Here is a 26,948-nt window from a genome sequence, read left to right as displayed (position 1 = left end):
AATGTCAGAGCAGTTCGTTACGATCAGCCAACATGTGCGAAACCCGCAGGAAGCGGCGGCGCTCTTTGGCGTCCATGACATCCATTTAAAGCGGATCGAGGAAGAGCTCGGCGTGTCGATTGTGACGCGCGGGGAAACGGTCAACGTCTCCGGCACGCCGCAGCAAGTTCAGCTCGTTGATGAATTGCTTCGCCATTTATTGATCGTCATTCGCAAAGGGGCGGCGGTCAGCGAGCGCGACGTTCTTTACGCCATTCAGCTTGCAAAAAAAGGAGCGCTTGACGGCCTTGTTCAACTGTACGACGAGGAGATTACAAAAAACGCCAAAGGAAAGCCGATCCGCGTCAAAACGTTGGGCCAGCGCTATTATGTTGCAGCAATTGAACAGTATGACTTGACGTTCGGCATCGGCCCAGCCGGCACCGGAAAAACGTATTTGGCGGTCGTCATGGCGGTCAAGGCGTTAAAAAACGGCAGCGTCAAGCGCATCATTTTGACTCGTCCGGCCGTTGAGGCTGGAGAAAGCCTCGGCTTTTTGCCAGGCGACTTAAAAGAGAAGGTTGACCCGTATTTGCGCCCGCTGTATGATGCCTTAAACGATGTGTTGGGAGCGGAGTATACGCAGCGGTTGATTGAGCGCGGCACGATTGAAATCGCCCCACTCGCCTATATGCGCGGCCGGACGCTGGAGGATGCGTTCGTCATTCTTGACGAGGCGCAAAATACGACGCCAGCGCAAATGAAAATGTTTTTGACCCGGCTCGGCTTCGGCTCGAAGATGGTCATTACCGGCGATATTTCCCAAGTCGACTTGCCGAAGGGCGTCGAATCGGGGCTTTCGGTCGCCAAGCGCATTTTGGCCTCCATTGGCGGCATCGCCTTTGTGTTTTTGGAACAGTCGGATGTCGTTCGCCATCCGCTCGTCGCGAAAATTATTGACGCCTATGATGAGGCGGGCTTATAGAACGAGAGCGACGGGATCGGTCTTTTCTTGCAAAGCGAGGGGAAAACCGGTGGGAAGGTTTCGTTTTTTTCTTGAGCGGACAAAAACAGTCCGCTTTGTCCGCTTTTGGCTGTTTTTGCTTTTGGCTGTTCTGTTGTTTGCCGCTTTGTATTGGCAAGTGAAGCCGCGCCAGTATGAGCTGCGCCTGTTTGACGTCGCGAAGGAAACGATCCGTTCGCCGGTGACGGTCGAGGACAAAGAGGCGACCGCCAAGCTGAAAGAAGAGGCGGCGGCGAAAGTAGCGGATGTCTATACGTTAAAAAAAGAATATGCCGAAAACCGGGTCGACCTTCTTTCCTCGCTGTTTGCCGCGATTGAAAGCGTGCAGCGCGAGGCGGAGCCGGACCGCCCGCTCGGCGATATGATCGCCAAACTTGAGGAACGGCTGCCGCCGGAATGGCTTGCCTATCTGTCTGCCGCTGAATGGCAACGGCTGCTTGCCGCCTCGCCGGAGGAGCTCAAGACGGCGAAGGAAGCCGCCTTGACCGCGGTGCATGCCGTCATGAGCGAGCGCATTTCCCAAGCGGAACTTGACACGGCGCGGGCGGAAGCGGCCAAAGAGCTTGAATACGCTGCGCTGTCGCCGCCGCTTCGCGAGGCGGTCGCGAAGCTTTGCCGACAGGCGGTCATTCCGAACGTCGTCTACGATCGGGCGGCGACGGAAGAAAAACGGCGGCAGGCGATGGATGAAGTGAAGCCGGTGAAAATTTTGCAAGGGCAAGTGATCGTCGAGGAAGGACAGTTTATCACGAATGATGTTTACCGCCGGCTCGAGCTGGTCGGCTTGCTTGAGAGCGGGCGTCCGTCTTGGACCGCCGCTGGGCTTTTGGTGTTCGTTTTGTTGCTGCTTGCTCCGCTCATTTATTATTTTCGGACGGAAACGACGAATGAAAAGCTGTCGCTTTATACAGCCATTTTTGCGTTGATGATGACGACAATGGCGCTCATTCGCCTTCTGCCATCTAGCGGCGCTGTTTCCATCGGTTACCTTGTGCCGGCGGCGTTCGGGCCGATGCTCGTCCGCATTTTGCTCGGAGAGCGGCTCGCGATGATGACGACCATCATCGGAGCAGTGTGCGGCAGTTTGCTGTTCAATGAGGAAATTGGAACGGCCGGCGCGGTGTCGGTGTCGTTGATTGTTTACTTTCTTGCCGGCGGCTTGGCCGGGACGTTTTGTCTGCCAAAGGAGCTGGCGAAAGCGAACATTTGGCGGGCCGGCGTGTTTGTCGCCGCGGTCAATATCGTTTCGCTTTTTTCGCTGTTGCTGTTAAAAAACGGTCGCTATTCGCCGACGGAAATCGGCTTGTTGGTGCTGATGGCGGCGGCCTCAGGGGTTTTTTCTGCCATTTTGACGATCGGTCTCTTGCCGGTGTTGGAGGCGGCGTTTGGCATTTTGTCGCCGCTTCGGCTCATTGAACTGTCCAATCCGAACCATCCGCTCTTGCGCAAGTTGCTCACTGAAGCGCCGGGGACGTACCATCATAGCATTATGGTCGCCAATTTGGCCGAAGCGGCGTGCGAGGCGATCGGCGCCGACGGCTTGCTGGCGCGCGTCGCCTGCTACTACCATGACATCGGCAAGACGAAGCGGCCGCGCTATTTCATCGAAAATCAAATAGGCGGCAATCCGCATGACCATTTGTCGCCGCAGTTGAGCAAAAATATTATTATCGCCCATGTCGCCGACGGCGTCGCTTTGCTGCGCAAGCACCGGCTGCCGAAGGAGATCATCGACATCGCCGAACAGCACCACGGCACGACGCTGCTGAAGTATTTTTATCATAAGGCGCGCGAGCAAACCGAGTTTGTCTCGGAAGCGGAGTTTCGTTATCCCGGGCCGAAGCCGCAGACGAAAGAAGCGGCGGTCATCAACATCGCCGACAGCGTCGAAGCGGCTGTTCGCTCGCTATCCAACCCGTCGCAGGAAAAAATCGAGAAGATCGTCCGGTCGATCATCGCTGATCGCTTGCAGGACAACCAGCTGAACGAGTGCGACATTACGCTGAAGGAGTTGGAACTCGTCGCCCGTTCGCTTTGCGAGACGTTAAACGGCGTCTTCCATTCGCGCATCGAATACCCAGAAGTACGAAAGGAAAAGGTGAAGCATGCATGACCATTCACATTGATTTTCTAGATGAAACGAACGAGGTGACCGCTGAGCAAATCGAGACGATCGAGCGGCTGCTCGCCGAGGCGGCGGCCCTTGAAAACGTGCCGGACGGGGCGGAGGTGAGCGTCACATTTGTGGACAACGAACGCATCCGCGCGATGAATCGCGACTATCGCGGCAAAGATGCGCCGACCGATGTGCTTTCGTTTGCTCTTGAGGAGGAAGGGGAAGAAGAGGTTCACATCGTCGGCGCTGATATGCCGCCGGTGCTCGGCGATATCGTCATTTCGATTCCGAAGGCAAAAGAGCAGGCGGCAGCCTATGGACATTCGTTCATGCGCGAGCTCGGGTTTTTGGCTGTGCACGGTTTCTTGCACCTGCTTGGTTACGATCATGGGACAGAAGAGGAAGAGCGCGTCATGTTCGCCAAGCAGGAAGACATCTTGGCGAGGTTCGGGTTGACAAGATAATGCGCGGCAAACGAGAGCGAGACCGGTTTGCTTGGGCGTGGGCGGGAATGAAGGCGGCGGTGAAAGAGGAAGCTCATTTGCGCTTCCACTTGGCGGCCGCTGTTGTCGTCTTTGCCGCCGGGTGGGTCGTTGGGCTGTCGCGCTGGGAGTGGATCGTGCTGCTCATGGCGGTCGGCGCGGTCATTGCGCTTGAGCTTGTCAACACGGCTATTGAGCGCGCCGTCGATTTGGCGACGGGTGAGTTTCATCCGTTGGCGAAAGCGGCGAAAGACATCGCTGCCGCGGCGGTGCTCGCGGCGGCCGGATTTGCGGTTGTGATCGGCATTTTGCTGTTTTGGCCGCATCTTCGCTAAACGAATGAGAGAGAAAATTCGAATTTTTCTGTTACATTTTGATTTCAAATGATGAAATGGATGGCGTTTTTTTGTAAAATAAAAGAAAGCAGCGTTTGCTTGCAGGAAAGGAAGAGTCAACTCGTGGAGATTGAGCAGCTCATTGTCGAAGCGAAAAAAGCGCGCGAACTCGCCTACGTGCCGTACTCGAAGTTTCCAGTCGGCGCCGCGCTGTTGACGAAAGGCGGCAGTGTGTACCGCGGCTGCAACATTGAAAACGCCGCCTACAGCGTGTGCAATTGTGCGGAGCGGACCGCGTTGTTTAAGGCATATTCGGAAGGGGAGAAGGAGTTCACTGCTCTTGCGGTCATCGCCGACACTCCCCGCCCGGTGCCGCCGTGCGGCGCATGCCGCCAAGTGATCGCCGAACTTTGCCACGGCGATATGAAAGTCATTTTAGCCAACCTCAAAGGCGATGTGAAAGTCATGACAGTCAGCGAATTGCTGCCAGAAGCTTTTTCAGCGGAGGATTTGCATGCGTAAAGAAGGATACAAATCAGGATTTGTTGCCATTATCGGAAGACCAAACGTAGGAAAGTCGACGTTTTTAAACCGCGTCATCGGGCAAAAAATCGCGATTATGAGCGATAAACCGCAAACGACGCGCAATAAGATTCAAGGCGTGTACACGGACGATGACGCGCAAATCATCTTTATCGACACGCCTGGGGTGCACAAACCGAAGCATAAGCTCGGCGACTTTATGATGAAAGTGGCGCTCAATGCGCTTCGCGAAGTGGATTTGATTTTGTTTATGGTCAATGCCGAGGAAGGATTTGGGCGCGGTGAGGCGTTCATCATCGAACGGCTGAAAGAAGTGGACACCCCGGTGTTTTTAGTCATCAATAAGATCGACCGCGTCCATCCGGATGAATTGCTGCCGCTCATTGACCGATACAAAGATTTGTACCCGTTTGCTGAAATCGTGCCGATTTCGGCGCTTGAAGGGAACAATGTCGACCGCCTGCTTGAGCAAATTAAAGAGCGGCTGCCGGAAGGGCCGCAATATTATCCGCCGGACCAGATTACTGACCATCCGGAGCAGTTTATCATCGCCGAGCTCATTCGCGAGAAAGCGCTTCACTTAACGCGCGAGGAAGTTCCGCACTCGATTGCTGTCGTCGTCGAACGCATCGAGCGGCGAGAAGGGTCGCCAACGGTGTATATTAGCGCGGTGATCGTTGTGGAGCGCGATTCGCAAAAAGGAATCATCATCGGCAAGCAAGGCCGGATGCTGAAGGAAATCGGACAGCGGGCGCGCGCTGACATCGAAGCGCTGCTTGGGTCAAGAGTGTTTTTGGAACTGTGGGTCAAAGTGCAAAAAGACTGGCGCAACCGCCTTTCGCAGCTGCGTGATTTCGGGTTCCGTGAAGACGAGTATTGACGGTTAGAAAATTTTACGCGACATAAACCGTTTTTGCCTGAGCCAACCTATAGGTAAACCACCAATACGCAATGCCTGCAGGCGGAAAGAGGTGTCATTCCATGCTTGAGTTTACGTGGAAGTTGTTTAGCCAAACAGGCAATATCGACACGTACCTCCTATTTAAAGAGTTGGAACGAGAGCAACAGTTTGGCGGTGAAGAGCAAAACGCTGAACAGAAAGAAATCGACCAGCCGATCTCGTAGCATCGTTGTTGGTAGAAGCGGTGGTGATGGGATGTTCGAAACGTGTGAAGCGATCGTCATGCGGACGGTCGATTATGGCGAAACAAATAAAATTGTCACATTGTTTACCCGAGAATGGGGAAAGGTGGCTGCGATGGCAAGGGGAGCGAAAAAGCCAAGCAGCCGCCTTTCTGCTGTTACGCAGCCGCTCTCATATGGCCATTATGTCATCCGCCGCAGCCGCGGCGTCGGCGTTCTTCACCAGGGAGAGCTCATCGACTCGATGCGGGCGCTGCGCGAAGATTTGTTTGCCGCCGCCTATGCGGTGTATATTGTAGAGCTCACCGACAAAAGCACGGAAGAGCAAAAGCGCAATCCGTACTTGTTTGAGCTTCTTTTGCAGACACTACAATATATGAGCGAAGGCCGCGATTTAGAGATTTTGACGTTCATTTACGAAATGAAAATGCTTGCAGTGCTTGGCATTCCGCCGGTGCTGGACCGTTGTGCCCGCTGCGGGGCGACGGAGGGGCGCTTCTCGTTTTCCGTCAAGGAGGCGGGCTTCCTTTGCCATCGCTGCGAGGCGTCCGATCCCCATCGGTTCCCGCTCTCTTCGGCTTCCGTCCGGCTGTTGCGCCTCTTTTTTCATATCGATCTTGCTCGGCTTGGATCCATATCGGTGAAAGAAAGCACAAAGATGGAGCTGGGCGCCGTATTGTCCGCCTATTATGATGAATATGCCGGCCTGTCGCTGAAGACGAAGCGTTTTTTGCAGCAAATCGGTGAACTGAAAGACAAGCTCAGCCCCGACGGAGGGCAAGGAGCATCATTTTCATTGTGAATGGGGCGTGTAGTATAATATAAATGAGAGTGATAGCGTGTGGGACCTTTTTTGGCAAGGTGGTGAACGACGATCGAACTAAATAAACGCCAAGAGCAGATTTTGCAAATTGTGAAAGACTACGGGCCGATCACCGGAGAAAGCATCGCTGAGAAACTGAACTTAACGAGGGCGACGCTGCGGCCGGATTTGGCCATCTTGACGATGGCTGGCTACTTGGAAGCACGGCCGCGCGTCGGCTATTTCTATACGGGAAAAACCGGCAAGCAGCTGTTCGCCGATAAAATGAAAAAGATGAAAGTCGAGGATTACCAATCGATTCCGGTTGTCGTCAATGAGAATGTGAGCGTCTATGATGCGATCGTCACAATGTTTCTAGAGGACGTCGGCACGCTGTTTGTCGTCGATGACGAGTCGTTGCTTGCGGGCGTTTTGTCGCGCAAAGATTTGTTGCGCGCAAGCCTCGGCAAGCAGGAACTGACGGCGATCCCGGTCAATATTATTATGACGCGGATGCCGAACATCGCCGTTTGCTACAAGGACGACCCGCTCATTGACGTGGCTGAACAGCTGATTGAAAAACAGATCGATGCCATGCCGGTCGTGCGCAAAACGGAGAAAGGATATGAAGTGATCGGCCGTATTACGAAAACGAATATAACGAAAGCATTCGTGTCGCTAGCCAAAGAGGACTAAATCCAAACAAAGGAGGAGAAGAATGAACCAGCGCCTTGTTTACGTCGTATCCGATTCCGGCGGGGAAACGGCCGAGCTTGTCGTCAAAGCGGCGGCCAGCCAGTTTCACGCCTCGCCGATTCAAGTGAAACGCGTCCCGTATGTGGAAGATAAAACGACATTGGCTGAAGTCGTCGCTTTAGCGAAAATGAACCGCGCCATTATCGCGTTTACGCTCGTCGTTCCGGAGATGCGGGAATTCTTGCTCGCCGAAGCGGCGCGCGAAGGGGTCGTCGCATACGATATCATCGGTCCGCTCATTGAAAAGATGAGCAATTTGTTCCAGCTGACGCCAAGATATGAGCCGGGTCAAGTGCGCGTACTTGACGAAGATTACTTCAAAAAGATTGAAGCGATCGAATTTGCCGTCAAATACGATGACGGGCGCGACCCGCGCGGCATTTTGCGCGCCGATATCGTGCTCATCGGCGTATCGCGCACATCGAAAACACCGCTGTCGCAATATTTGGCGCATAAGCGGCTGAAAGTGGCGAATGTGCCGATCGTTCCAGAGGTCGAGCCGCCGGAGCAGCTGTTTCGAGTCGGTCCGGGGAAATGCTTCGGCTTGAAAATCAGTCCGGATAAACTGCTTTCGATCCGCCGCGAGCGGCTGAAATCGCTCGGCCTGAACGACCAGGCGATTTACGCCAATATGGATCGAATCAAAGAGGAGCTCGCTTATTTTGATGAAGTCGTGAAAAAAATCGGCTGCGACGTCATCGATGTGACGAACAAGGCGGTCGAAGAGACGGCGAGCATCATTATGAAAAAGTTGAAGCGCTAGCTTCGCCTCATCCGCACGATTTCTTGATTGGAGTCGTGCGTTTTCTTATGGCATATTGCCGCGATTTATATTATAATAAAAAATTGCGAGAAAAATGACCTATATAGGTTTAGAGCGGCCATGAGACGAGTAAACTATTTATAGCCGCTTGTCAAGAAGAACGAAAAAAAGATTTTCGACAAAGTTGTCAATCATTCGGCAAAAAAGCAGGATTTTTTTGCGATGGTGTAGAATAATAGGGGGTGTAAAGCAACCCTTGCTTTGAGAGCGCGGTCATCTGCTGCATAAGATCATCAAGAAAAAAGTGAAATTTTCTTTTTCTTGCTGAAATATAATATACCGAAGCGCATCTTCGAGATGCACCGCTCTGATGAATCTTTGTCCAGACGGCGGGCTGAGGGGCGGGAAGCGGATGATCAAGCCAGCCGACTTTACGGGCAAGGGGGCGAAACGAACGTTTTGAAAAAATTTGTCGAAATGGAAAGGAAAATCGGCTTGCTGCCGAGAATAAATACGATACGGGGTTGTTCGTATGGGACATCGCATTCCCGAGGAAACGATTGAAGCCATCCGCCGCGGCGTTGACATCGTTGACGTCATTGGCGAATACGTCCAGTTGAAAAAGCAAGGCCGCAACTATTTTGGCTTATGCCCGTTTCATGGAGAAAAGACGCCATCGTTTTCCGTTTCCCCAGAAAAGCAAATTTTCCACTGCTTCGGCTGCGGGGCAGGGGGGAATGCCTTTACGTTTTTAATGGATATCGAAGGCATTCCGTTTGTGGAAGCGGCGAAACGTCTTGCGGCCAAAGCAGGGATCGACTTGTCCGCCTATGAGCTGGACAGCCGCGGGAGTGATGGCAGCCGGGCCGACGAGGCGAAGGCGATGGTCGAAGCACACACGTTGTTGAAACGATTTTACCATCATTTGCTTGTCCATACAAAAGAAGGACAAGCCGCGCTCGATTATTTGCAGGTGCGCGGGTGGACAAAAGAAACGATCGACCGATTTGAAATCGGCTATGCGCCGGATGTTCCTGATGCCGCCGTCAGGTTGCTGGAGAGCCGTTCGTTTCCGTTGGTGTTGATGGAAAAGGCGGGCTTGTTGGTGAAAAAAGAAGACGGGCGATACGTCGACCGCTTCCGGAATCGGATTATGTTTCCGATCCATGATCATCGCGGCGAGACGGTTGGTTTTTCCGGCCGTCTGCTCGGCGACGGGCAACCAAAGTACATGAACAGCCCAGAAACGCCGATTTTCCGCAAAGGCACGCTTTTGTATTTTTTTCACGAGGCGCGCATGTCAATCCGCAAGCGTCAAGAGGCGCTGCTCGTTGAAGGATTTGCCGATGTCATCTCTGCCGTGCAGGCCGGCGTTGACTATGTGGTGGCAACGATGGGAACGTCGCTGACCGAGGAGCAGGCACGCATTTTGCGCCGCCATGCGGAAACGGTCACGATTTGCTATGACGGCGACAGCGCCGGAACGGAAGCCGCCTGGCGCGCCGCCGAACAATTGAGCGCGTTCGGGTGCCGCGTGAAGGTAGCGTTGCTCCCGGACGGGCTGGATCCAGATGAATATATACGCACTTGCGGCGCCGACCGTTTTGCCGAAGAGATCGCCGCCGCCCGGCCGCTCATGGCGTTTAAAATGGATCGTTTGCGGCGGGGAAAAAATTTGCAGGAAGAAGGCGACCGGCTCCGTTATATCGAGGAAGCGCTCCGAGAAATCAGCAAGCTGTCGAGCCCGGTGGAAAAAGATTATTATATGCGCCAGCTTGCGGATGAGTTTTCGTTGTCGCTCTCCGCGCTTTACGAACAGTTGTCCCGCTCCAAGCCGGAACAGCCAAAGCCGCAGGTGAATGACGGCGGAAAACCGGTCCGGCCGGCATTGACGAAAAAATTGCTTCCGGCCTTTCAAAATGCCGAGCGGTTGCTGCTTGCCCATATGATGCGGAGCCGCGATGTGGCGTTCATCGTTCAGGAGCAGGTCGGCGGCCGATTTAATATCGAAGAGCATCGGGCGTTGGCTGCTTACATTTACGCCTTTTACGAAGAGGGGCATGAAGCCGACCCCAGCGCGCTCATGTCTCGGCTTCCCGGCGAGTTGCGGACGCTGGCGAGCGAGCTGTCGCTTTTGTTGGTCGCAGACGACGTTTCCGATCGGGAGCTTGCCGATTGCATCCGGCATGTGTTGAATCACCCGAAATGGTTAATGCTAAAGGAAAAAGAGCAAGAAAAGACGGAAGCGGAGCGAAGAAAAGACTTTTTGACGGCCGCCCGCATCGCGAAAGAGATGATTGAGATGAAAAAAATGTTATCTTCTTCATAACATGGTGGTATGAGTTTTTAAAGGAGGTAATGAAATGGCTGAAAAACCAGCCCAATCAAAGCAGGCTGAAGCTGCCGGCGAATCGCTTGAACAAGTGAAAGAGCAACTCGCTGAGCTCGGCAAAAAGCGGGGGATCCTCACCTATGAGGAAATCGCTGAGCGGTTGTCTGGCTTTGATTTGGACTCCGACCAGATGGATGAGTATTATGAATACCTCGCTGAGCAGGGCATTGAAGTGATCAGCGAATCCGACCTTGAAGCCGATCCGGACATCGACGACTTGGCCAAAGAGGAAGAATTCGACTTAAATGACTTGTCCGTTCCTCCCGGCGTCAAAATCAATGACCCGGTGCGCATGTACTTGAAGGAGATCGGCCGCGTGCCGCTGTTGTCGGCGGAAGAAGAAATCGAGCTGGCGAAACGGATCGAGCAAGGCGATGAAGAAGCGAAACGCCGGCTGACGGAAGCGAACCTCCGCCTCGTCGTCAGCATCGCCAAACGGTATGTCGGCCGCGGCATGCTCTTTCTTGATTTGATTCAAGAAGGGAACATGGGGCTGATCAAGGCGGTCGAAAAGTTTGACTATCGGAAAGGCTACAAGTTCAGCACGTACGCGACCTGGTGGATCCGCCAAGCCATCACAAGGGCGATCGCCGATCAGGCGCGGACGATCCGCATCCCGGTTCATATGGTCGAAACGATCAATAAACTGATCCGCGTCCAACGGCAATTGCTCCAAGACCTCGGGCGCGAACCAACGCCGGAAGAAATCGCCGAGGAAATGGATTTGACACCGGAAAAAGTGCGGGAAATTTTGAAAATCGCCCAAGAACCGGTGTCGCTCGAGACGCCGATCGGCGAGGAAGATGACTCGCATCTTGGCGATTTCATCGAAGACCAAGACGCGACATCGCCATCCGAGCACGCTGCTTACGAGCTGTTGAAAGAGCAGCTCGAAGATGTGCTTGATACGCTGACGGATCGCGAGGAAAATGTGCTGCGTCTCCGCTTCGGGCTTGACGACGGACGGACGCGGACGCTCGAAGAAGTCGGCAAAGTGTTCGGCGTGACGCGCGAACGCATCCGTCAAATTGAAGCCAAAGCGTTGCGCAAGCTGCGCCATCCAAGCCGCAGCAAACGGCTGAAAGACTTTTTAGAGTGACCGTTTTGTTCGATAGTTTACTTCTTCGGAAGTAAACTATTTTTTCTTTCTTTATGGGAAAGGTGGTCTATCTATGAATCGGCAACGACGGGAAACGATCATCCAAGAAATCGAATATTGGAAACGTTCGCGCCTTCTGCCGGAACATTATTGCGACTATTTGCTCGCGTTGTACACGGAAGGAGACGCCCGTTCGCACGGACGACGGTGGCGCAGCGCGCTCGCCGCTGGTCTCTGTTTATTGCTTCCAGCCGCTGCTCTTGTCATTTATTTTACTGAATTGTCATTCGTTTTGCAAACGCTCCTTTTCGCCCTATTTTTGGCTGCCTGCTTGTTCTTTTGTTGGCGGTGGCGGAACAAGCGAGAGCTCCTTCACTTTCCGCTCATCGGAAGCGCCTGGATTTTGCTTATGGCATCCATTCTTGAGGTTGATCGGTATTTTCCCAGGCAAACGGGTGCGCTAGTAGCTGTCGTGCTCGGAAACTGTGTTCTCTGGTTTGTTGTCGGCCGCCTGCTTCACCTTCGCTACTTTTCGCTCGCCGCTGTCAGCGGGGCGTTGCTTGTAACCGCCGCCATCTGGTGGCGCTGAGGCGTGTTGTTGCCTTTTCGGCAACTTAGGGCTTTTCCTTGTCCATTATTTACAGTAAAATAAAATTGTTTGCAGCGTTCTTCATTATACATAAGGGAGGTAAAAGAGATGAACCGCAATCCGCTCATCCCGTTTTTCATCATCATGGCATTCGGGATTGTGCTGACGTTCGTCTTGTCGTTTAAAGGGCTAGGCGATGCGAAGGAAATGGCCAAAGAGAAAAAAGGCGGCGAAAAAACGGAACAAACGGCCGAATTCAACCCAGAACAGTTTTACCAACAAACGTGTTCTGGCTGTCACGGCCAAAACTATGAAGGCGGCGTCGGTCCATCGTTGAAAGGGGTCGGGCAACGGCTGTCGATGGACCAAATTAAAGACGTCATCCAACACGGGCGCGGCAACATGCCGCCAGGGCTTGTGCCGGCGGATAAAGCCGATGCCATGGCGAAATGGCTCGCCGGTTTAAAATAATGGATGGTGAACATCCCTTTGCTTTTTGGCAAGGGGATGTTTTGTTTAGTACAATAGAGGCGCGCGGTGTTGGAGAGGAAAGGAGGGGAAGGCGAACCGCCTTCGCGCTGCAGGTGGCGGAAGGTTGGTTGCCATTGCGGTGCTATGAACGAATTTCGCCTGTCGAAACGGCTGGAAACGGTCGCCTCATTCATTCCAAAAGGGGCGGTGCTTGCTGACATCGGGTCGGATCATGCGTATTTGCCTTGCTATGCCTGCTTGCACGGCTGCGCATCAAAAGCCATTGCCGGCGAGGTGGCGGACGGACCGTTCCGCCTAGCGCAGCAGCAAGTCGAGAAGTCCGGGCTTTCTCATCTCATTTCCGTGCGCAAAGGGGATGGGCTTTCGGTCCTTGCCTCGGGGGAGGCGGACTGCATCACGATCGCCGGCATGGGTGGGGCGCTTATCGCCCGCATTTTGGGCGACGGAAAGGAAAAGCTTGCCGGTGTCAAACGGCTCATTTTGCAACCGAACATCGGTGCGGAACTTGTTCGCCGTTGGCTTCTTGATCATGGGTGGGAGCTCGTGGCTGAGCGCATTTTGAAAGAAGATGGGCAAATTTATGAAGTACTCGTCGCCGAGCCTGGCGCCCCCCGACGGCCTTACCGACATCTTGAGGCGGAGCTGCTCCTTGGACCGTTTTTGCGCCGGGAAAACAGCGAGGTGTTCCGCGAAAAGTGGAAGCGCGAGATTGAAAATTGGAAACGGATCATCGCTGATTTGACGGCCAAAGGGCAAAGTGAAGCGGCTGAGCGGAAAAAGCGTGAACTGGAGAGAAAAGTTCAATTGGTGGAGGAGGCGTTGTTATGAGCCGCGTTCCGTACGGCTATGAAATCATTCAGCTTCTTGAGCAGCTTGCTCCGAAACAGTTGGCGATGGAAGGGGATCGGATCGGTCTGCAAATCGGGACGCTAAACAAGCCGGTCAAAAAAGTGATGATCGCTCTTGATGTGCTCGAAGATGTCGTTGTCGAAGCGATCGATCAGCAAGTGGATTTAATCATCGCCCACCACCCGCCGCTGTACCGCCCGCTGAAGCAATTGCTGACTGATGATGGGCACGGGCGGATGATCGCCGCGTGCATCAAGCATGACATTGCGGTGTACGCCGCCCATACGAATTTGGATGTGGCCGATGGCGGTCTGAACGATTGGCTTGCCGAGGCGCTCGGCTTAAACGATACGGCTGTGCTTGTGCCGACGTATACCGAACCGTTGAAAAAGCTCGTTGTTTATGTGCCGGTGACGCATGCTGAGGTGGTGCGGAAGGCCTTAGGCGATGCCGGCGCCGGGCATATCGGCCGCTACAGCCATTGCACGTTCAACAGCCGCGGCGTCGGCACGTTTTTGCCGCACGAAGGGGCGCGGCCGTTCATCGGCGAGCAAGGGCGGCTCGAGGAAGTTGAGGAAGTGCGCATCGAAACGATCGTGCCGGCCTCTCTTGAACGGGAAGCGATTCAGGCGATGCTGGCTGTTCATCCGTATGAGGAAGTGGCCTATGATATCTATCCGCTTGACAATGAAGGCCGCCGCTTCGGGCTCGGGCGCATTGGCCGGCTGCCGCAGCCGGTGACGCTTGGCGCTTTTGCCGAGCAGGTGAAAACGGCGTTTTCCGTTCCGGCGGTGCGCGTCGTTGGCCGGCTGGATGATCTCGTGCAAACGGTCGCGGTGATTGGCGGGGATGGGAATAAGTTTGTCGCTGCCGCCGCATCGGCCGGGGCGGACGTATACGTGACAGGGGATGTGTATTACCACACCGCCCATGACGCCCAAGCGCTCGGCCTTCACATCATTGATCCGGGACATAATGTAGAAAAAATCATGAAAGAAGGCGTAGCCCGATACTTAATCACTGAGCTCTCGAAACGTCAATGGGAGGCAGAAGTGGTTGCTTCCAGCGTCCATACTGATCCGTTTCAGTTCGTATGAACGGCCAACGAAAAAGGCTGTCCTGGATGAGCGGTTCAACCGTTTGTCCAAGACAGCCTCTCTTTATGGATGAAACAACCGTCACTCTTCTTTCTTTGTTTTCACTTTCGGCAAGATTTTTTGCAGCGGCACTTTCCGTTCCCTCTTCCATGTCGATGGGTCGTTCGGGTCAAACTGCTCCAAAAAGTCGATCACTTCTTTCGTAATCGGCGTCGGGGTGGAAGCGCCGGCGGTGACAGCGACTTTTTTCGCATCTTTAATCCAGTTGATGTCGATTTCCGTCACATCAGCGACGCGATACGCCTTCGTGCCGGCGATCTCTTCCGATACTTGGGCGAGGCGGTTCGAGTTGTTGCTGCGCGGGTCGCCGACGACGATCGTCACATCGGCTTCCTTCGCCTGCTCAGCGACCGCCTCTTGTCGAAGCTGGGTGGCCAGGCAAATTTCTTTATGCATTTCCACGTGCGGGTATTTTTCTTTCACTTTCGCCATGATGTCGGCGACGTCCCATTGGCTCATCGTCGTTTGGTTCGTCACCATGATGCGCTCATTGTGAATGGACAGCCGTTCGACATCATCAATGGTTTCCACAAGATGGATTCTTTCCGGATTGATGCCGACCGCTCCTTCCGGTTCCGGATGTCCTTTTTTGCCGATATAGATGATATCGTAGCCATCGGCGAGCTTTTGTTCGATGAGCCGATGCGTTTTTGTCACATCGGGGCATGTCGCATCAATCGTGACAAGTCCCTTTTCGAGCGCTCGTTTTTTTACTTCCGGTGAGACGCCGTGGGCGGTGAAAATGACGGTGCCCTGGTCGATTTTTTCCAAAATTTCCAAACGATTTTCTCCATCGAGCGTGATGATGCCTTCTTCGGCAAACGCGTCCGTGACGTGCTTATTATGGACGATCATGCCGAGAATGTAAATCGGACGCGGCAAAGATGGGTCCAACGCCGCGTTGCGGGCGATGACCATTGCATCGACCACCCCGTAGCAATACCCGCGCGGGGTAATTTTAATCACTTCCATCATATTCCCTCCCTGCCGCCGGTTGTGCGGCGGTTGTTCACCTTCCATTATATCGGAGCACCGGGGAGAAGACAAAGAATAACCGCCCTAAACAGCGGGTGCGCTAGGGCGGGGAAAGAAACTAGATATACAGTTTCGGCTTGGAAGGCTTCGGGGCGGCCGGTGCTTCTTTTTCTTGCGGCTCTTCGCGCTTTGCCTGCGGAACGGAGCGTTTTTTTGGCGCCTTGGCGGCCGGCTTTTGTTTCGTTTCGTTGGCCGGTGCGCTTTCCGACGTTGTTTCGCCTTCCCCTTCATCGGCCGGTTTCAACTCGCGGAAAATGCGGATCATCGCCGGAAGATTGCGGATGAGCGGTCCATACTGTTGCACCATCGGCATGACGTTTTGTGCGATGCCAAGCATTTTTTGCACGTTGTTTAACATGCCAACCAAGCCGCCGCCCGTGTTGGATGCGGCGGTGTTAGCGGCGTTGGACAGCAACGGCAGCCCCCACGGAGACGATGCAGCAGCCGGCGGCTGCCCGCGCGAAAACAAGCGGGCCAAGAAGCCGCCGGGGCCGCTGGGGCCAAAAGGCGGCGCCGGCATGCGGGCGAACGGGGATGGCGGCCTTCCGGCAAACGGAGAAGGCATCATCGGGGGCCGACTGTATCTCATAGCAGCTTCCTCCTTTCGGTCGTGCGGATGAACGAATGTCCTCCTTTCTACAATATGCGGGCAAGGCGGGAAAGGTTTGTTGCAGGATCGTCTTTAGTTGCGGCAGGGGGCAGCGATTCGCTATAATGATGAAGCGGACGAAGCGGTGCCCATATGCCATTTAAAATGTTCACGTTTACGCTTTTTTATGGAGCCAGCCAGTATTTGATCGACTGTCGGGTGATCGAACCATACCGCTTCCAGACCGATGCATGGATTTGTGAAACGGTTGGTTGTTCCGTCTTCCGTCGCGTCAAAGCTTGCCGCCGACAGTCGGAAAAATAGACGGCACGCTTTTGGGCCAACGAGATGGGAAACCTTCCAGTTGCATTTATTTCATAGAAGGGAGTGGTGCTTGATGACAGAAACGCAGTTCACTCGTTTTTCATTTCAGCCGTTTATCATCGAAGCGATCGAGACGCTTCGTTTTTATAAACCGACGGAAATTCAAGAGCGCATCATTCCGGGGGCGCTGCGCGGCGAAAGCATGGTCGGCCAATCGCAAACCGGAACGGGAAAAACACATGCGTACTTATTGCCGATCATTGAAAAAATCAAGCCGGAACGCGCCGAAGTGCAAGCCGTCATCACGGCGCCGACGCGCGAGTTAGCGACGCAAATTTATCACGAAACGCTGAAAATTACGAAGTTTTGCCCGAAAGATCGGATGATCGTCGCCCGTTGCTTGATCGGCGGGACGGATAAGCAAAAAGCGCTCGAAAAGCTCAACGTGCAGCCGCATATTGTCATCGGCACGCCGGGGCGCATCAACGATTTCATTCGCGAGCAGGCGCTTGATGTGCATACGGCCCACATCCTTGTCGTCGATGAAGCTGACTTGATGCTCGATATGGGCTTTATCACTGATGTCGACCAAATCGCCGCCCGGATGCCGAAAGACTTGCAAATGCTCGTCTTTTCAGCGACGATTCCGGAAAAGCTGAAGCCGTTTTTGAAAAAATATATGGAAAACCCGACCTTTGTCCACGTCGACCCGAAGCGGACGGCGAACCAAAACATCGAACATGTGCTCATCCCGCTGCGTGGACGCGAGAAAACAAAACTGCTCCGTGATGTGCTCCTCAGCTACAACCCGTATTTGGCCATCGTATTTGTCAACACAAGGAAAATGGCTGACGAGGTCGCCGACCGTCTCGCTGAGCAAGGGTTGAAAGTCGGCGTGCTGCACGGCGATTTGACGCCGCGCGAGCGGAGAAAGATGATGAATCTTATCCGCGATTTGGAGTTTCAATATGTCGTCGCGACCGATTTGGCGGCGCGCGGCATCGATATTGAAGGCGTCAGTCATGTCATCAACTACGAGTTGCCTGATGATCTGCAGTTTTATATTCACCGGGCCGGACGGACGGCGCGCGCTGGCTATAGCGGCATTGCGGCGACGATTTACGAGCCGTCTGACCAAGATGCGATTGCCTGGTTGGAAAAAATGGGAATTTCGTTTGTCCACCGTGATCTCGTGCGCGGCGAATGGAAGGAGCTGCCGCCGTGGAACCGGCGGAGCAAGCGGGCGGGCGAAAAAGATGACGAACTGGCGCTGCTTTTCGCCAAACTGAAAAAAACGAAGCAGGTGAAGCCGGGCTACAAAAAAAAGTTGCGCGCGGAGCTGGAGAAGAAGAAAAAGCGGCTTGGCCGCTTCAAAAAATCATAATCGCCGTCCGCCTTTAACGCAAAGAAAAGGGAGAGAAGAACATGTTAAAAATCGGTTCACATGTTTCCATGAGCGGAAAGAAAATGCTGCTGGCCGCCAGCGAGGAAGCGGCCTCCTACGGAGCGAACACGTTTATGATTTACACCGGGGCGCCGCAAAACACAAAGCGCAAGTCGATTGAAGAGCTCAACATCGAAGCCGGGCGCCAGCATATGCAAGCGCACGGCATCGAAGAGATTGTCGTCCACGCCCCGTATATCATCAATATCGGCAATACGACCAATCTCGATACGTTTTCGCTGGGCGTCGACTTTTTGCGCGCGGAAATCGAGCGGACGGAAGCCATTGGAGCCAAACAGCTTGTGCTCCATCCAGGCGCTCACGTCGGCGCAGGGGTGGAAGCCGGACTTCGCCAAATTATTCGTGGACTGAATGAAGTGTTGACGCGCGAACAGAACGTGCAAATCGCCCTAGAAACGATGGCCGGCAAAGGGTCGGAATGCGGGCGGACGTTTGAGGAGCTCGCGTACATTATCGACGGCGTCGCCTATAATGATAAGCTGTCCGTTTGCTTTGATACATGCCATACGCATGACGCCGGCTATGACATCGTCAACGATTTTGACGGCGTCCTTGAGGAGTTTGACCGGATCATCGGTCTCGGGCGGCTGAAAGTACTGCACATCAACGACAGCAAAAACCCGCGCGGCAGCCGGAAAGACCGCCATGAAAACATCGGTTTCGGCCATATCGGGTTTGCTGCGCTCAACTATATCGTCCATCACCCGCAGCTTGAGGATATTCCGAAAATTTTAGAAACCCCATACGTGGGCGAGGACAAACACAACAAAAAACCACCGTACAAGCACGAAATCGCCATGCTGCGGGCGCAGTCGTTCGATGACCAGTTGCTTGAAAAAATCAACGCTGGGGCGGAATGAGAAAAGGGCTATGCGCCCTTTTATTTTTTTTGCACGAATTTCAAAAATAGCTCGTTCGCTTTTCGAGCGATGTCCGGCGAGGTGATTTTCGCTAACTCTCGCACCCATTTTTTCCGCTCCTCGGGGTCAAAGACGTTAATGTCGTTCGTCCGGGCGAGATGAAGAATTTGTTTCGCTTGGCTTGTCGTGATGGGCAAGCCGTACTCTCGGCTGTACGCAACGAGTTCTTCCGGGGTGATCGTTTTTAATTTTTGCTTGACAAGCTGTTGGTAAATGTTCATCGCAGCCGCCTCCTTGCTTCTGTTCCATCATATGACGTGAATGGAAAAGGCGTGTATGGTATAATAGAAAAAACAAAAAGGGAAAGGGTGGTAGTTTGGTGTCAAAACAGCATAAAAAAGAACCGCTAGGCCATGTGTTGTATCGGGTGTTGATGATCGCCATCGGCGCCTCTTTGGCGGCGTTTGCCATCGAGCGGCTGCTCGTTCCGAACAAAATGATCGACGGCGGCATCATTGGCATATCGCTGATTCTGGACTACTTGACTCCGGACGAATGGCGGCTGCTCAATTTCGCCACGCTCGTCATCCTCTTAAACGCCCCGTTCATGTATTTCGGCTACAAGCAAATCGGAAAAACGTTCATGCTGTCAACGATTTTAGGCGTCGTGATCCTCGGCGTCACCGAACGGCTGTTTCACCATCTTTCCCCGCTGACGACCGAGCCGATTTTAGCCACCGTTTTTGGCGGGTTGTCGCTCGGTCTTGGCGTCGGATTGGTCATCCGTCATGGCGGATCGCTCGATGGGACGGAAATTTTGGGGATTTTGATGACGAAAAGAATCCCGTTTTCGGTCGGCGAGTTTGTCATGTTTGTCAACGTTTTTATTTTTGGCTGGGCGGCGTTTGTGTTTGGCCTCGAGCCAGCCATGTATTCGGTGATGACGTACTACATCGCCTCAAAAACGATCGATGCGGTCATTGAAGGGCTTGACGAGACGCGGGCGGCCTTTATTGTGACCGATCATTATGAGGAAATTTCCGACGCCATTTTGCACCGGCTCGGCCGCGGGACGACGAAATTGCTCGGCAAAGGCGGATATACGGACGAGCAAAAGGAAATCATTTATGCAGTCGTCACGCGCTTGGAAGTGACAAAACTAAAATCGATCGTCAATGAAATCGACCCGGATGCGTTCATCACCATTATGCCGACGCATGAAGTGCGCGGCGCCCGCTTTAAATCAGCGATTCATTGAGGTTTACAAAACGCGGATGGTGGGGTATACTTGCATAGTGAAGCAAATCGGAATGATTCTGAATTAGCAAGGGAGAACCGCCATGGAAAATGGGCTTGTTGTGCAAATTGAGGATGTGTCGTTCCGCTATGAAAACGAGAACGTGCTTGAGCATGTTAGTTTAACGGTGCCGAAAGGGGCATTTTTAGGATTGGTCGGCCCGAACGGCTCGGGAAAATCGACGCTGCTCAAATGTGTGCTCGGCTTGTTAAAACCGAACAGCGGCCGCATTTTTTTGTTCGGCGAGCCGATTGAATCGTTTCGCGAATGGCATCGAATCGGTTTCGTGTCGCAAAAAGCGAACAGCTTCAACCGCAGCTTTCCGGCGACGGTTGAGGAAGTGGCGGCGAGTGGGTTGGCGGCCAAACGCGGCTTATTTCGGCCGCTGACACACGAAGACCGCCGTGCGGTCGAAGCGGCGCTCGCGGCCGTTGGGTTGAGCGGCCTGGCAAAGCGCAATATCGCGGAGCTGTCCGGCGGCCAGCAACAACGGGTATTTATCGCCCGCGCACTGGCGAGCAAGCCGGATTTGCTCATTTTAGACGAGCCGACGGTCGGCGTGGATGCGCGCCATGTGCATGAATTTTACGAACTGCTCGGCGACTTGAACCGCCGCGGCTTAACGCTTATCTTAGTGACGCATGACATCGGGACGATCACGGACCGGGTGACCGATATCGCCTGTTTGAACAAGCGCCTCTATTTCCATGGAAAGGCGGAAGAGTTCGAACATCTTGGCAACGAGGCGATTTCGCAGTTTTATGGCCATCCGCTCCATGTTCTCTCTCACGAGCATGAACGGGCGGAATGAAACGGTGACGGTGGAGGAATGACACGTGTGGGAAGCCATTTGGCAATACGAATTTTTGCGCAATGCGTTTGTTGCCGGCGTTTTGACCGGTTTTACGGCGCCATTGCTCGGCGTTTTTATTGTCGTTCGGCGGCTGTCGCTCATCGCTGATGCATTGAGTCATGTGACGCTCGCCGGCATTGCCGCCGGGCTCTTGCTTGGAAAAGCGGCGCCGGCAGCCGCGAGCTGGAACCCGCTTTACATCGGAATGGGGTTTTCCGTCGTCGGGTCGCTGTTTATCGAAAAGCTGCGCGCTGTGTATCGGCATTATGAAGAGCTTGCGATTCCAATCGTGTTGTCGTCCGGTCTTGGCTTGAGCGTCATTTTCATTTCGATGGCCAACGGGTTTACGACCGATTTGTTTTCGTATTTATTCGGCAGCGTCAGCGCCGTCAGCCGTGCTGATGTTTGGACAGCGTTTGCTGTCGCCGCAGCTGCCGCGATCGTGATTTTGACGTTTTACAAAGAGCTGTTTCTTCTTTCCTTTGACGAGGAATACGCCCGAGTCTCCGGCGTTCGCACCACATGGATCCATTTTTTGTTTATTGTGCTTGTTGCGCTCGTCATTGCTGCATCGATGCGCATCGTCGGCGTGCTCCTCATCTCGTCGCTCATGACGCTGCCGGTGGCGGCGAGCATCCGCATCGCCAAAAGTTTTAAACAGGTGATCGGGCTTTCGATTTTGTTCGGGGAGCTGGCCGTCATCGCCGGGCTCTGGGCGGCGTATGAGCTAGACTGGGCGCCGGGTGGAACGATCGTCATCGCAGCGGTTGTCATTTTGCTTTTCGCACTCGGATGGAAAAGGGGGCGGCAGCGATGAATATCGACGAAGCGTTGCAGTTGATGAAAGAGAAAGGATTTAAATATACGGAAAAACGGAGACAAATGCTTGAGTTGTTTGCCGAAAGCGACAAATACTTGACGGCCAAAGACGTGCTTGAAGCGCTCCGTCCCCTCTATCCGGGCTTGAGCGTTGATACTGTGTACCGCAATTTGTCGCTCTTTACGCTGCTTGGCATTTTGGAAATGACCGAGCTTTCCGGGGAGAAACATTTCCGTTTTGCCTGCGGCGCCCGCCGCCACCACCATCATTTCATTTGCATCCAGTGCGGAAAAACGAAGAAGATTGACGCTTGTCCGATGGACGGGTTTGCGGCGCAGCTCGATGGGTATGAGATCACGGACCATAAGTTTGAAATTTACGGCACATGTCCGCAATGTCAACAGAGGGGCTGATCCCAAAACGCATTCGCGTTTTGGATCAGCCCTTTGTTTATGGCTGGAGGCGCTGTTCGATTTCTCGCTTTGCTTCAAGCCAGTTATTGACGCGGATGACGTTTTCGGGGAGCGGGCCTTGGTTGTACGGGGTGTCGAACAAAATGACGGGAATGCCGCATGTTTTGGCGATTTCGCAGGCATTATCGTACTTGTCTTCAAAGAAGGCCGACAGCTTATATTGGCGGACGGCGGCGATTTTGTCGTGCGACCCAATCAGATCAATATGGTGGTAATGGACGCCGTGCCGCCGGAACCAGCGCTCGGTGAGATCATACAAATGGCGGCCGCGGGCGCTGATGTAATACAGCTCGTATTTGTCTTTCCAGCTGTCAATCACCTCAAGCGCATAGCGGGCAAGCGGAGCCCTCTCATAAATATCCGCTTCGTTTTCCTCAAGCCAGCGGTCCATTTCTTCCTCCGCCACGCCGTATAACGGCGCCAAATTGTATTGCGTAATGTCGTGTAATGCGAGCTCTTTGCCGAATGCTTCGTTTAAATACGGAATGAACGTGCTCGGACATGTCACCGTGCCGTCAATGTCGATGCCAAGCCGTTTTTTCACCGCTTCATCCTCCTGTTAGAAAATATTCACACTGATAAAATAACGCCGGTTTCTCATACTAATAATGCTTCTTACTTTAGGAAAGCGAGGGAAGCATATGGCAGACGACCGCGAGCGCACGTATAACGGAAGTTACGTGCAATCGATCGGAAAAGAGGAACCAGAACGCAATTTTATGGAAGAAACAGCGGCGGAAGTCGCTGAACCGATTCGCCGCGGCGACGAACGGGACGAAGAACGCGCGGACGGCGCCGGGCTCGGCTGGCTCGCTTTGGCCCTGTCCATCATCGCCTTGTTTATTTGGCCGATTTTGTTAGGGGCGGCCGGCATTATTGTCGGGTTTATCGCGCGCCGGCGCGGCGCAGAGACGCTCGGTGCGTGGGCCATCGGCATCGGCGTCATCGCTATTCTCGTCCGCCTGTTTATTATGCCGTTTTATACGTAAAAAGCGAGGGTGTCCCCAAGCGGGGACGCCCTTTCTCGTTGTGCAGGAACCTTCCGCTCATTGGGCGGCGCTGCCTTTCAGAGCGGCTTTGTTTTCCTTTTGCTTTGCAAAATATTCTTCCGCCAGCTTGTCGATTTCTTTTTTCAGTTCTTCCACCATTTGCTCTTCCGGTACTTTTCGGACGATTTTGCCGTGGCGGAACAACAAGCCTTCGCCACGGGCGCCGGCAATGCCGATGTCGGCTTCCCGTGCTTCCCCTGGTCCGTTGACGGCGCAACCGAGCACGGCGACTTTGATTGGCGCCTTAATTTTGGCGATATAGTCCTCGATTTCATTGGCGATGCTGATCAAATCGATCTCAATCCGCCCGCACGTCGGGCAGGAAATGAGCGTCGCCGCATTGGAAGCGAGTCCGAACGTTTTTAAAATTTCGCGCGCTACTTTCACTTCTTCAACCGGGTCGGCGCTTAACGAAACGCGGATCGTATTGCCGATGCCTTTGCTTAAAATGGCGCCGAGTCCAACCGCGCTTTTGATCGTGCCGGAGAAAAGCGTGCCCGCTTCGGTGATGCCGACATGGAGCGGGTAGTCGAACGTGCGCGCCGCTTTTTCGTACGCTTCAATGGCGAGGCGTACGTCGGACGCCTTTAACGAAACGATAATATCGTGAAAATCAAGTTCTTCTAAAATGCGGATATGATATAAGGCGCTCTCAACCATGCCGTCGGCTGTTGGATATCCATATTTTTCTAAAATGCGTTTTTCCAGCGATCCAGCGTTGACGCCGATGCGAATCGGTACGCCGCGCTCTTTCGCCGCTTTCACGACCGCTTCGACTTTTTCGCGGCGCCCGATGTTGCCTGGATTGATGCGGATTTTATCGACGCCGCCTTCGATCGCTTTCAGCGCCAATTTATAGTCAAAGTGGATGTCGGCGACAAGCGGGATGTTGATTCGCTTTTTGATTTCCGGTATGGCCTCAGCCGCCCGCTCGTCCGGGCAGGCGACGCGGACGATTTGGCACCCCGCTTCCTCGAGACGGTGGATTTGCGCCACCGTCGCTTCGACATCGTGCGTTTTTGTCGTCGTCATGCTTTGAATGATGACTTCGTTGTTGCCGCCGATTGTCAGCGGACCGACGCGGACCGGCCGAGTCTTTGAACGATGGATGATTTCACCCACGGGAATTCGCTCCTTTTGCATTCAAGTCGCTTTCTGCATTATTGTAACAGTGCCATCCGCCGTTTGACAAGCGATTCGCCGGTTAGCGATAGATCGGCACTTTATAAGTTTTCCCGATTTTTAATGTTTGCGCATGTTCGCCTGGATTTAACCGTTCAAAATCACGGATCAGCTGCTCGAGCGGAACGGGCAATGGGCCGTTGAGTTCTTTCTCGATGATGGACAACAACGTATCGCCAGGGCGAATGGTCACCGTCCGGTACGGGATGGCCGCCTGTTTCGACTGGACAACGGCTGCCGCTGTTTCAGATGAAGGGTGAAGCGTTCCGATGACAAGGTCGCGGTAAACGATATAACTGGAAAGAACGAGAAGCAGGAGAAACATGAATTTTTTCATGACGCTTCCTCCGCATGGGTATATCTATTTCATATGTATGCTTGTCCAGCGAAAATATGTCTTCCTTAGCAAGGTCGTTGAGTTCATGAGGAAAACACTTCAACAAAAGAATGTCTCCAATTTGAAAAACGGCATCACCGTTCTTCTTTGCCTTCAAGGCTCGCTTGACGGCTTTTTGAAAATATTCCTGTTTTTTGTCTTTACAGAAACTTAACAACTGCTTTATAAGGGCCTAACAATGTCTCGCTACAATGGTCTTGTACGTTGAAAGTACGAAAACAAAACGGGGGGATTTCTGAATGTGGAGCAAACGAGTCAAATTGGGATTGGCCGCCTTGTTGATGACCGGCGTTTTGGCCGGCTGCGGGCAGACTGAAAAGAACAACGCGGGCGGCAATGAAGGAACGGCAAAGAAAGAAGAAACCTACTCCGGCACCATTGCACTAGCAGGATCTACAGCGCTTCAGCCGCTGGCAGAGGAAGCGGCAAACGCGTTTATGGAAAAGTATCCGGACGTATCGATCACCGTTCAAGGCGGCGGCAGCGGTACGGGCGTCAACCAAGTGGCAGCCGGCGCCGTGCAAATCGGCAACTCGGATGTGCCGGCGGCGGAGAAGCTGGACGACAAATCGAAAGCGTCAGAGCTTGTTGACCATAAAGTGGCCGGCATCGCCTTTGCGATTGTGGTTAACGACGATGTGAAGGTCGATAATTTAACGACGAAGCAAATTCAAGATATTTTCAGCGGAAAGATTAAAAACTGGAAAGAAGTCGGCGGACCAGATGAAGCCATTCACGTGATCAACCGTCCGGCGTCATCGGGTACGCGGGCGACATTTGAGAAAACGATCATGAAAGGCGTAAAAGTCGATGATTCCATCGGTACGGTGCAAGATTCGAACGGAGCGGTCGAACAGGCGATCAGCTCGACGCCGGGCGCTGTCAGCTATGTAGCGATGTCGTATTTAATCGGGGAAAAGAAAAACTTGAAAACGGTCAAAATTGACGGCGCGGAACCGACGGTGGAAAACATCCGCACGGAAAAGTACCCGTTTTGGTCGTATGAATACATGATTACCAAAGGGGAAGCGAAGGAAGAAGTGCGAGCGTTTATCGACTTTGTCAAGAGCGAAGAATTTGCGCCGACCGTTAAAAAGATGGGGTATATCCCGATGACGGAATTGGAGTAGAGAAGGGCGGAAGGCCGGCTCGTTAGGCCGGCCTTTGACAATGGAGGGATGAAGCCATGCAACAAATGCATACGAAACGGCGGAATCGCTGGCTTGAAGAGTACATCGGCCGCACGTTTGCGGTCATCTGCGGCTGGCTGATCGTTCTGATTACGGTGACGATGATCATCTTTTTGGCGGTAAAGGGAATTCAGTCCTTTACGGACAGCGGTCTTTCGCTTTCCGACATGTTGCTTTCGATGCAATGGGATCCAAACGGCACGCCGCCGAAGTATGGGGCGCTCATTTTTATTGTTGGCTCGATGCTCGTCTCGCTTGGCGCTTTGTTGATCAGTGCGCCGATCGCGTTGGCGTTGGCGATTTTCATGAACTTTATCGCTCCCAAATGGTTCGTTTCGTTGCTCAAGCCGGTGCTGGAGCTGCTTGTCGGCATTCCGTCGGTGGTGTATGGCTGGCTTGGGGTGACGATTCTCGTTCCGCTCTTGCGCGAATGGTTCGGAGGCTCCGGCTTTAGTCTGTTGGCGGGGATCATCGTCCTTAGTATGATGATTTTGCCGACTATCACCAGCATTGCGGCCGACGCCTTGGCCAATGTCCCGATGACGTATATGGAAGCATCATACGGGCTTGGCTCTACGCGTTGGCAGGCCATTTCCCGCGTCATCGTTCCGGCGGCGAAAGCCGGGATTGCCACCGGCGTCGTTCTCGGCTTGGCGCGGGCGTTTGGCGAGGCGCTTGCCGTGCAGATGGTGATCGGCAATACGATTAAGCTGCCTTCAGGCCTTGACAGCCCGACGGCGACGTTAACAAGTGTATTGACGATGGATATGGCGAATACGATCAACGGAACACCATGGAACAACGCGTTATGGACATTGGCGCTCATTTTGCTCTTGATCTCGTTTTTCTTCATTGCCGTGATCCGTTTGGTCGGCCCGAGAAAGGAGCGATAA

At 53.6% G+C, this 26,948-nt stretch carries 31 protein-coding genes; 25 read left to right on the top strand and 6 right to left on the bottom strand.

Translation table 11 applies throughout. The annotated features are described in order from the left end of the window. Position 1 precedes the first annotated feature (1 nt). From DI44_RS04610 to DI44_RS04680, 16 genes are all read left to right on the top strand, one after another. Entirely contained in the window at positions 2-964 is a 963-nt protein-coding gene (locus DI44_RS04610; RefSeq protein WP_011231973.1) for a PhoH family protein, read from the top strand. 49 nt (positions 965-1,013) lie between these two features. After that, on the top strand, positions 1,014-3,116 hold the full coding sequence (locus DI44_RS04615) for an HD family phosphohydrolase (RefSeq protein WP_033025850.1): 2,103 nt from the start codon (positions 1,014-1,016) through the stop codon (positions 3,114-3,116). Further along, the gene (ybeY, locus tag DI44_RS04620; RefSeq protein ID WP_011231971.1) at positions 3,113-3,583 is read left to right on the top strand and encodes an rRNA maturation RNase YbeY; all 471 of its coding nucleotides are present in this window, start codon (positions 3,113-3,115) and stop codon (positions 3,581-3,583) included. Before DI44_RS04615 ends, ybeY begins: the two co-directional genes overlap by 4 nt. Further along, a complete protein-coding gene (locus DI44_RS04625; protein WP_033025849.1) occupies positions 3,583-3,936 on the top strand; it encodes a diacylglycerol kinase family protein in 354 nt (117 codons plus the stop codon). Before ybeY ends, DI44_RS04625 begins: the two co-directional genes overlap by 1 nt. Positions 3,937-4,059: 123 nt before the next feature. Next, positions 4,060-4,458, top strand: coding sequence for a cytidine deaminase (locus DI44_RS04630; protein WP_021322326.1), 399 nt, complete (start codon positions 4,060-4,062; stop codon positions 4,456-4,458). Further along, positions 4,451-5,359: a GTPase Era gene (era, locus tag DI44_RS04635; RefSeq protein WP_011231968.1), complete on the top strand. Its 909-nt coding sequence runs from the start codon at positions 4,451-4,453 to the stop codon at positions 5,357-5,359. The genes DI44_RS04630 and era overlap by 8 nt, the downstream gene beginning before the upstream one ends. Positions 5,360-5,460: 101 nt before the next feature. Beyond that, the gene (locus DI44_RS18230; RefSeq protein ID WP_011231967.1) at positions 5,461-5,604 is read left to right on the top strand and encodes a YqzL family protein; all 144 of its coding nucleotides are present in this window, start codon (positions 5,461-5,463) and stop codon (positions 5,602-5,604) included. A gap of 31 nt (positions 5,605-5,635) precedes the next feature. Next, positions 5,636-6,424 (top strand): DNA repair protein RecO, encoded by a 789-nt coding sequence (gene recO, locus DI44_RS04640; protein WP_011231966.1) that lies wholly within the window; start codon positions 5,636-5,638, stop codon positions 6,422-6,424. A gap of 102 nt (positions 6,425-6,526) precedes the next feature. Further along, on the top strand, positions 6,527-7,120 hold the full coding sequence (locus tag DI44_RS04645; RefSeq protein ID WP_011231965.1) for a helix-turn-helix transcriptional regulator: 594 nt from the start codon (positions 6,527-6,529) through the stop codon (positions 7,118-7,120). Between the two features lie 22 nt (positions 7,121-7,142). Beyond that, complete coding sequence (locus DI44_RS04650) at positions 7,143-7,943, top strand: pyruvate, water dikinase regulatory protein (RefSeq protein WP_014196367.1); 801 nt, start codon at positions 7,143-7,145, stop codon at positions 7,941-7,943. A gap of 532 nt (positions 7,944-8,475) precedes the next feature. After that, on the top strand, positions 8,476-10,272 hold the full coding sequence (dnaG, locus tag DI44_RS04655) for a DNA primase (RefSeq protein WP_033025848.1): 1,797 nt from the start codon (positions 8,476-8,478) through the stop codon (positions 10,270-10,272). Between the two features lie 34 nt (positions 10,273-10,306). Then, on the top strand, positions 10,307-11,434 hold the full coding sequence (gene rpoD, locus DI44_RS04660) for an RNA polymerase sigma factor RpoD (protein WP_011231962.1): 1,128 nt from the start codon (positions 10,307-10,309) through the stop codon (positions 11,432-11,434). A 73-nt stretch (positions 11,435-11,507) separates the two neighbouring features. Beyond that, positions 11,508-12,023 carry a hypothetical protein gene (locus DI44_RS04665; protein ID WP_033025847.1) on the top strand — a complete coding sequence of 172 codons (516 nt, stop codon included), beginning with the start codon at positions 11,508-11,510 and terminating at the stop codon, positions 12,021-12,023. Positions 12,024-12,131: 108 nt separating this feature from the next. After that, a complete protein-coding gene (gene cccA, locus DI44_RS04670; RefSeq protein ID WP_011231960.1) occupies positions 12,132-12,494 on the top strand; it encodes a cytochrome c550 in 363 nt (120 codons plus the stop codon). A gap of 144 nt (positions 12,495-12,638) precedes the next feature. Beyond that, a complete protein-coding gene (locus tag DI44_RS04675; protein WP_033025845.1) occupies positions 12,639-13,343 on the top strand; it encodes a tRNA (adenine(22)-N(1))-methyltransferase TrmK in 705 nt (234 codons plus the stop codon). Next, positions 13,340-14,461, top strand: a complete 1,122-nt coding sequence (locus tag DI44_RS04680) for a Nif3-like dinuclear metal center hexameric protein (protein ID WP_033025843.1) — start codon at positions 13,340-13,342, stop codon at positions 14,459-14,461. The genes DI44_RS04675 and DI44_RS04680 overlap by 4 nt, the downstream gene beginning before the upstream one ends. An 81-nt stretch (positions 14,462-14,542) precedes the next feature. Here the strand turns inward: DI44_RS04680 and DI44_RS04685 are convergent, their stop codons facing one another. Together DI44_RS04685 and vrrA are read right to left on the bottom strand one after the other, a co-directional pair. Beyond that, a complete protein-coding gene (locus DI44_RS04685; RefSeq protein WP_011231957.1) occupies positions 14,543-15,493 on the bottom strand; it encodes a 4-hydroxy-3-methylbut-2-enyl diphosphate reductase in 951 nt (316 codons plus the stop codon). 121 nt (positions 15,494-15,614) lie between these two features. Further along, the gene (gene vrrA / locus DI44_RS04690) at positions 15,615-16,145 is read right to left on the bottom strand and encodes a VrrA/YqfQ family protein (RefSeq protein ID WP_011231956.1); all 531 of its coding nucleotides are present in this window, start codon (positions 16,143-16,145) and stop codon (positions 15,615-15,617) included. Positions 16,146-16,542: 397 nt separating this feature from the next. Between vrrA and DI44_RS04695 the strand changes: the two genes are divergently transcribed. Further along, positions 16,543-17,853 carry a DEAD/DEAH box helicase gene (locus DI44_RS04695; protein ID WP_021322329.1) on the top strand — a complete coding sequence of 437 codons (1,311 nt, stop codon included), beginning with the start codon at positions 16,543-16,545 and terminating at the stop codon, positions 17,851-17,853. 41 nt (positions 17,854-17,894) lie between these two features. Beyond that, the gene (locus DI44_RS04700) at positions 17,895-18,794 is read left to right on the top strand and encodes a deoxyribonuclease IV (protein ID WP_014196359.1); all 900 of its coding nucleotides are present in this window, start codon (positions 17,895-17,897) and stop codon (positions 18,792-18,794) included. 20 nt (positions 18,795-18,814) lie between these two features. Here DI44_RS04700 and DI44_RS04705 read toward each other — a convergent pair whose 3' ends face one another. Further along, entirely contained in the window at positions 18,815-19,075 is a 261-nt protein-coding gene (locus DI44_RS04705) for a DUF2624 domain-containing protein (protein ID WP_011231953.1), read from the bottom strand. A 95-nt stretch (positions 19,076-19,170) separates the two neighbouring features. On the opposite strand from DI44_RS04705, the gene DI44_RS04710 reads away from it, so the two are divergent. The 4 genes from DI44_RS04710 to DI44_RS04725 all read left to right on the top strand — a co-directional run bounded on the left by DI44_RS04710 (position 19,171) and on the right by DI44_RS04725 (position 22,177). Further along, on the top strand, positions 19,171-20,052 hold the full coding sequence (locus tag DI44_RS04710) for a YitT family protein (protein ID WP_021322330.1): 882 nt from the start codon (positions 19,171-19,173) through the stop codon (positions 20,050-20,052). An 82-nt stretch (positions 20,053-20,134) separates the two neighbouring features. Next, positions 20,135-20,902: an ABC transporter ATP-binding protein gene (locus DI44_RS04715; protein ID WP_011231951.1), complete on the top strand. Its 768-nt coding sequence runs from the start codon at positions 20,135-20,137 to the stop codon at positions 20,900-20,902. Positions 20,903-20,927: 25 nt separating this feature from the next. After that, positions 20,928-21,761, top strand: coding sequence for a metal ABC transporter permease (locus tag DI44_RS04720; RefSeq protein ID WP_021322331.1), 834 nt, complete (start codon positions 20,928-20,930; stop codon positions 21,759-21,761). Further along, on the top strand, positions 21,758-22,177 hold the full coding sequence (locus DI44_RS04725) for a Fur family transcriptional regulator (RefSeq protein WP_021322332.1): 420 nt from the start codon (positions 21,758-21,760) through the stop codon (positions 22,175-22,177). The genes DI44_RS04720 and DI44_RS04725 overlap by 4 nt, the downstream gene beginning before the upstream one ends. A 37-nt stretch (positions 22,178-22,214) precedes the next feature. Here the strand turns inward: DI44_RS04725 and DI44_RS04730 are convergent, their stop codons facing one another. Next, complete coding sequence (locus tag DI44_RS04730) at positions 22,215-22,781, bottom strand: haloacid dehalogenase (protein ID WP_020756540.1); 567 nt, start codon at positions 22,779-22,781, stop codon at positions 22,215-22,217. A gap of 97 nt (positions 22,782-22,878) precedes the next feature. Here DI44_RS04730 and DI44_RS04735 point away from each other — a divergent pair, with 97 nt between their 5' ends. Continuing rightward, positions 22,879-23,226, top strand: a complete 348-nt coding sequence (locus tag DI44_RS04735; RefSeq protein ID WP_011231947.1) for a hypothetical protein — start codon at positions 22,879-22,881, stop codon at positions 23,224-23,226. A 57-nt stretch (positions 23,227-23,283) separates the two neighbouring features. On the opposite strand, the gene ispG is transcribed toward DI44_RS04735, so the two are convergent. Together ispG and DI44_RS04745 are read right to left on the bottom strand one after the other, a co-directional pair. Next, a complete protein-coding gene (gene ispG / locus DI44_RS04740) occupies positions 23,284-24,408 on the bottom strand; it encodes a flavodoxin-dependent (E)-4-hydroxy-3-methylbut-2-enyl-diphosphate synthase (RefSeq protein WP_021322333.1) in 1,125 nt (374 codons plus the stop codon). Positions 24,409-24,490: 82 nt separating this feature from the next. Further along, positions 24,491-24,805, bottom strand: a complete 315-nt coding sequence (locus DI44_RS04745; RefSeq protein WP_020756543.1) for a LysM peptidoglycan-binding domain-containing protein — start codon at positions 24,803-24,805, stop codon at positions 24,491-24,493. Positions 24,806-25,104: 299 nt separating this feature from the next. Between DI44_RS04745 and DI44_RS04755 the strand changes: the two genes are divergently transcribed. Continuing rightward, the gene (locus DI44_RS04755) at positions 25,105-25,995 is read left to right on the top strand and encodes a phosphate ABC transporter substrate-binding protein PstS family protein (RefSeq protein ID WP_020756545.1); all 891 of its coding nucleotides are present in this window, start codon (positions 25,105-25,107) and stop codon (positions 25,993-25,995) included. Between the two features lie 65 nt (positions 25,996-26,060). Next, positions 26,061-26,948: a phosphate ABC transporter permease subunit PstC gene (gene pstC / locus DI44_RS04760; RefSeq protein WP_020278347.1), complete on the top strand. Its 888-nt coding sequence runs from the start codon at positions 26,061-26,063 to the stop codon at positions 26,946-26,948.

Source organism: Geobacillus sp. CAMR5420 (assembly GCF_000691465.1).
GTDB lineage: Bacteria > Bacillota > Bacilli > Bacillales > Anoxybacillaceae > Geobacillus > Geobacillus thermoleovorans.
This window is presented reverse-complemented; position numbering and strand designations above follow the sequence as displayed.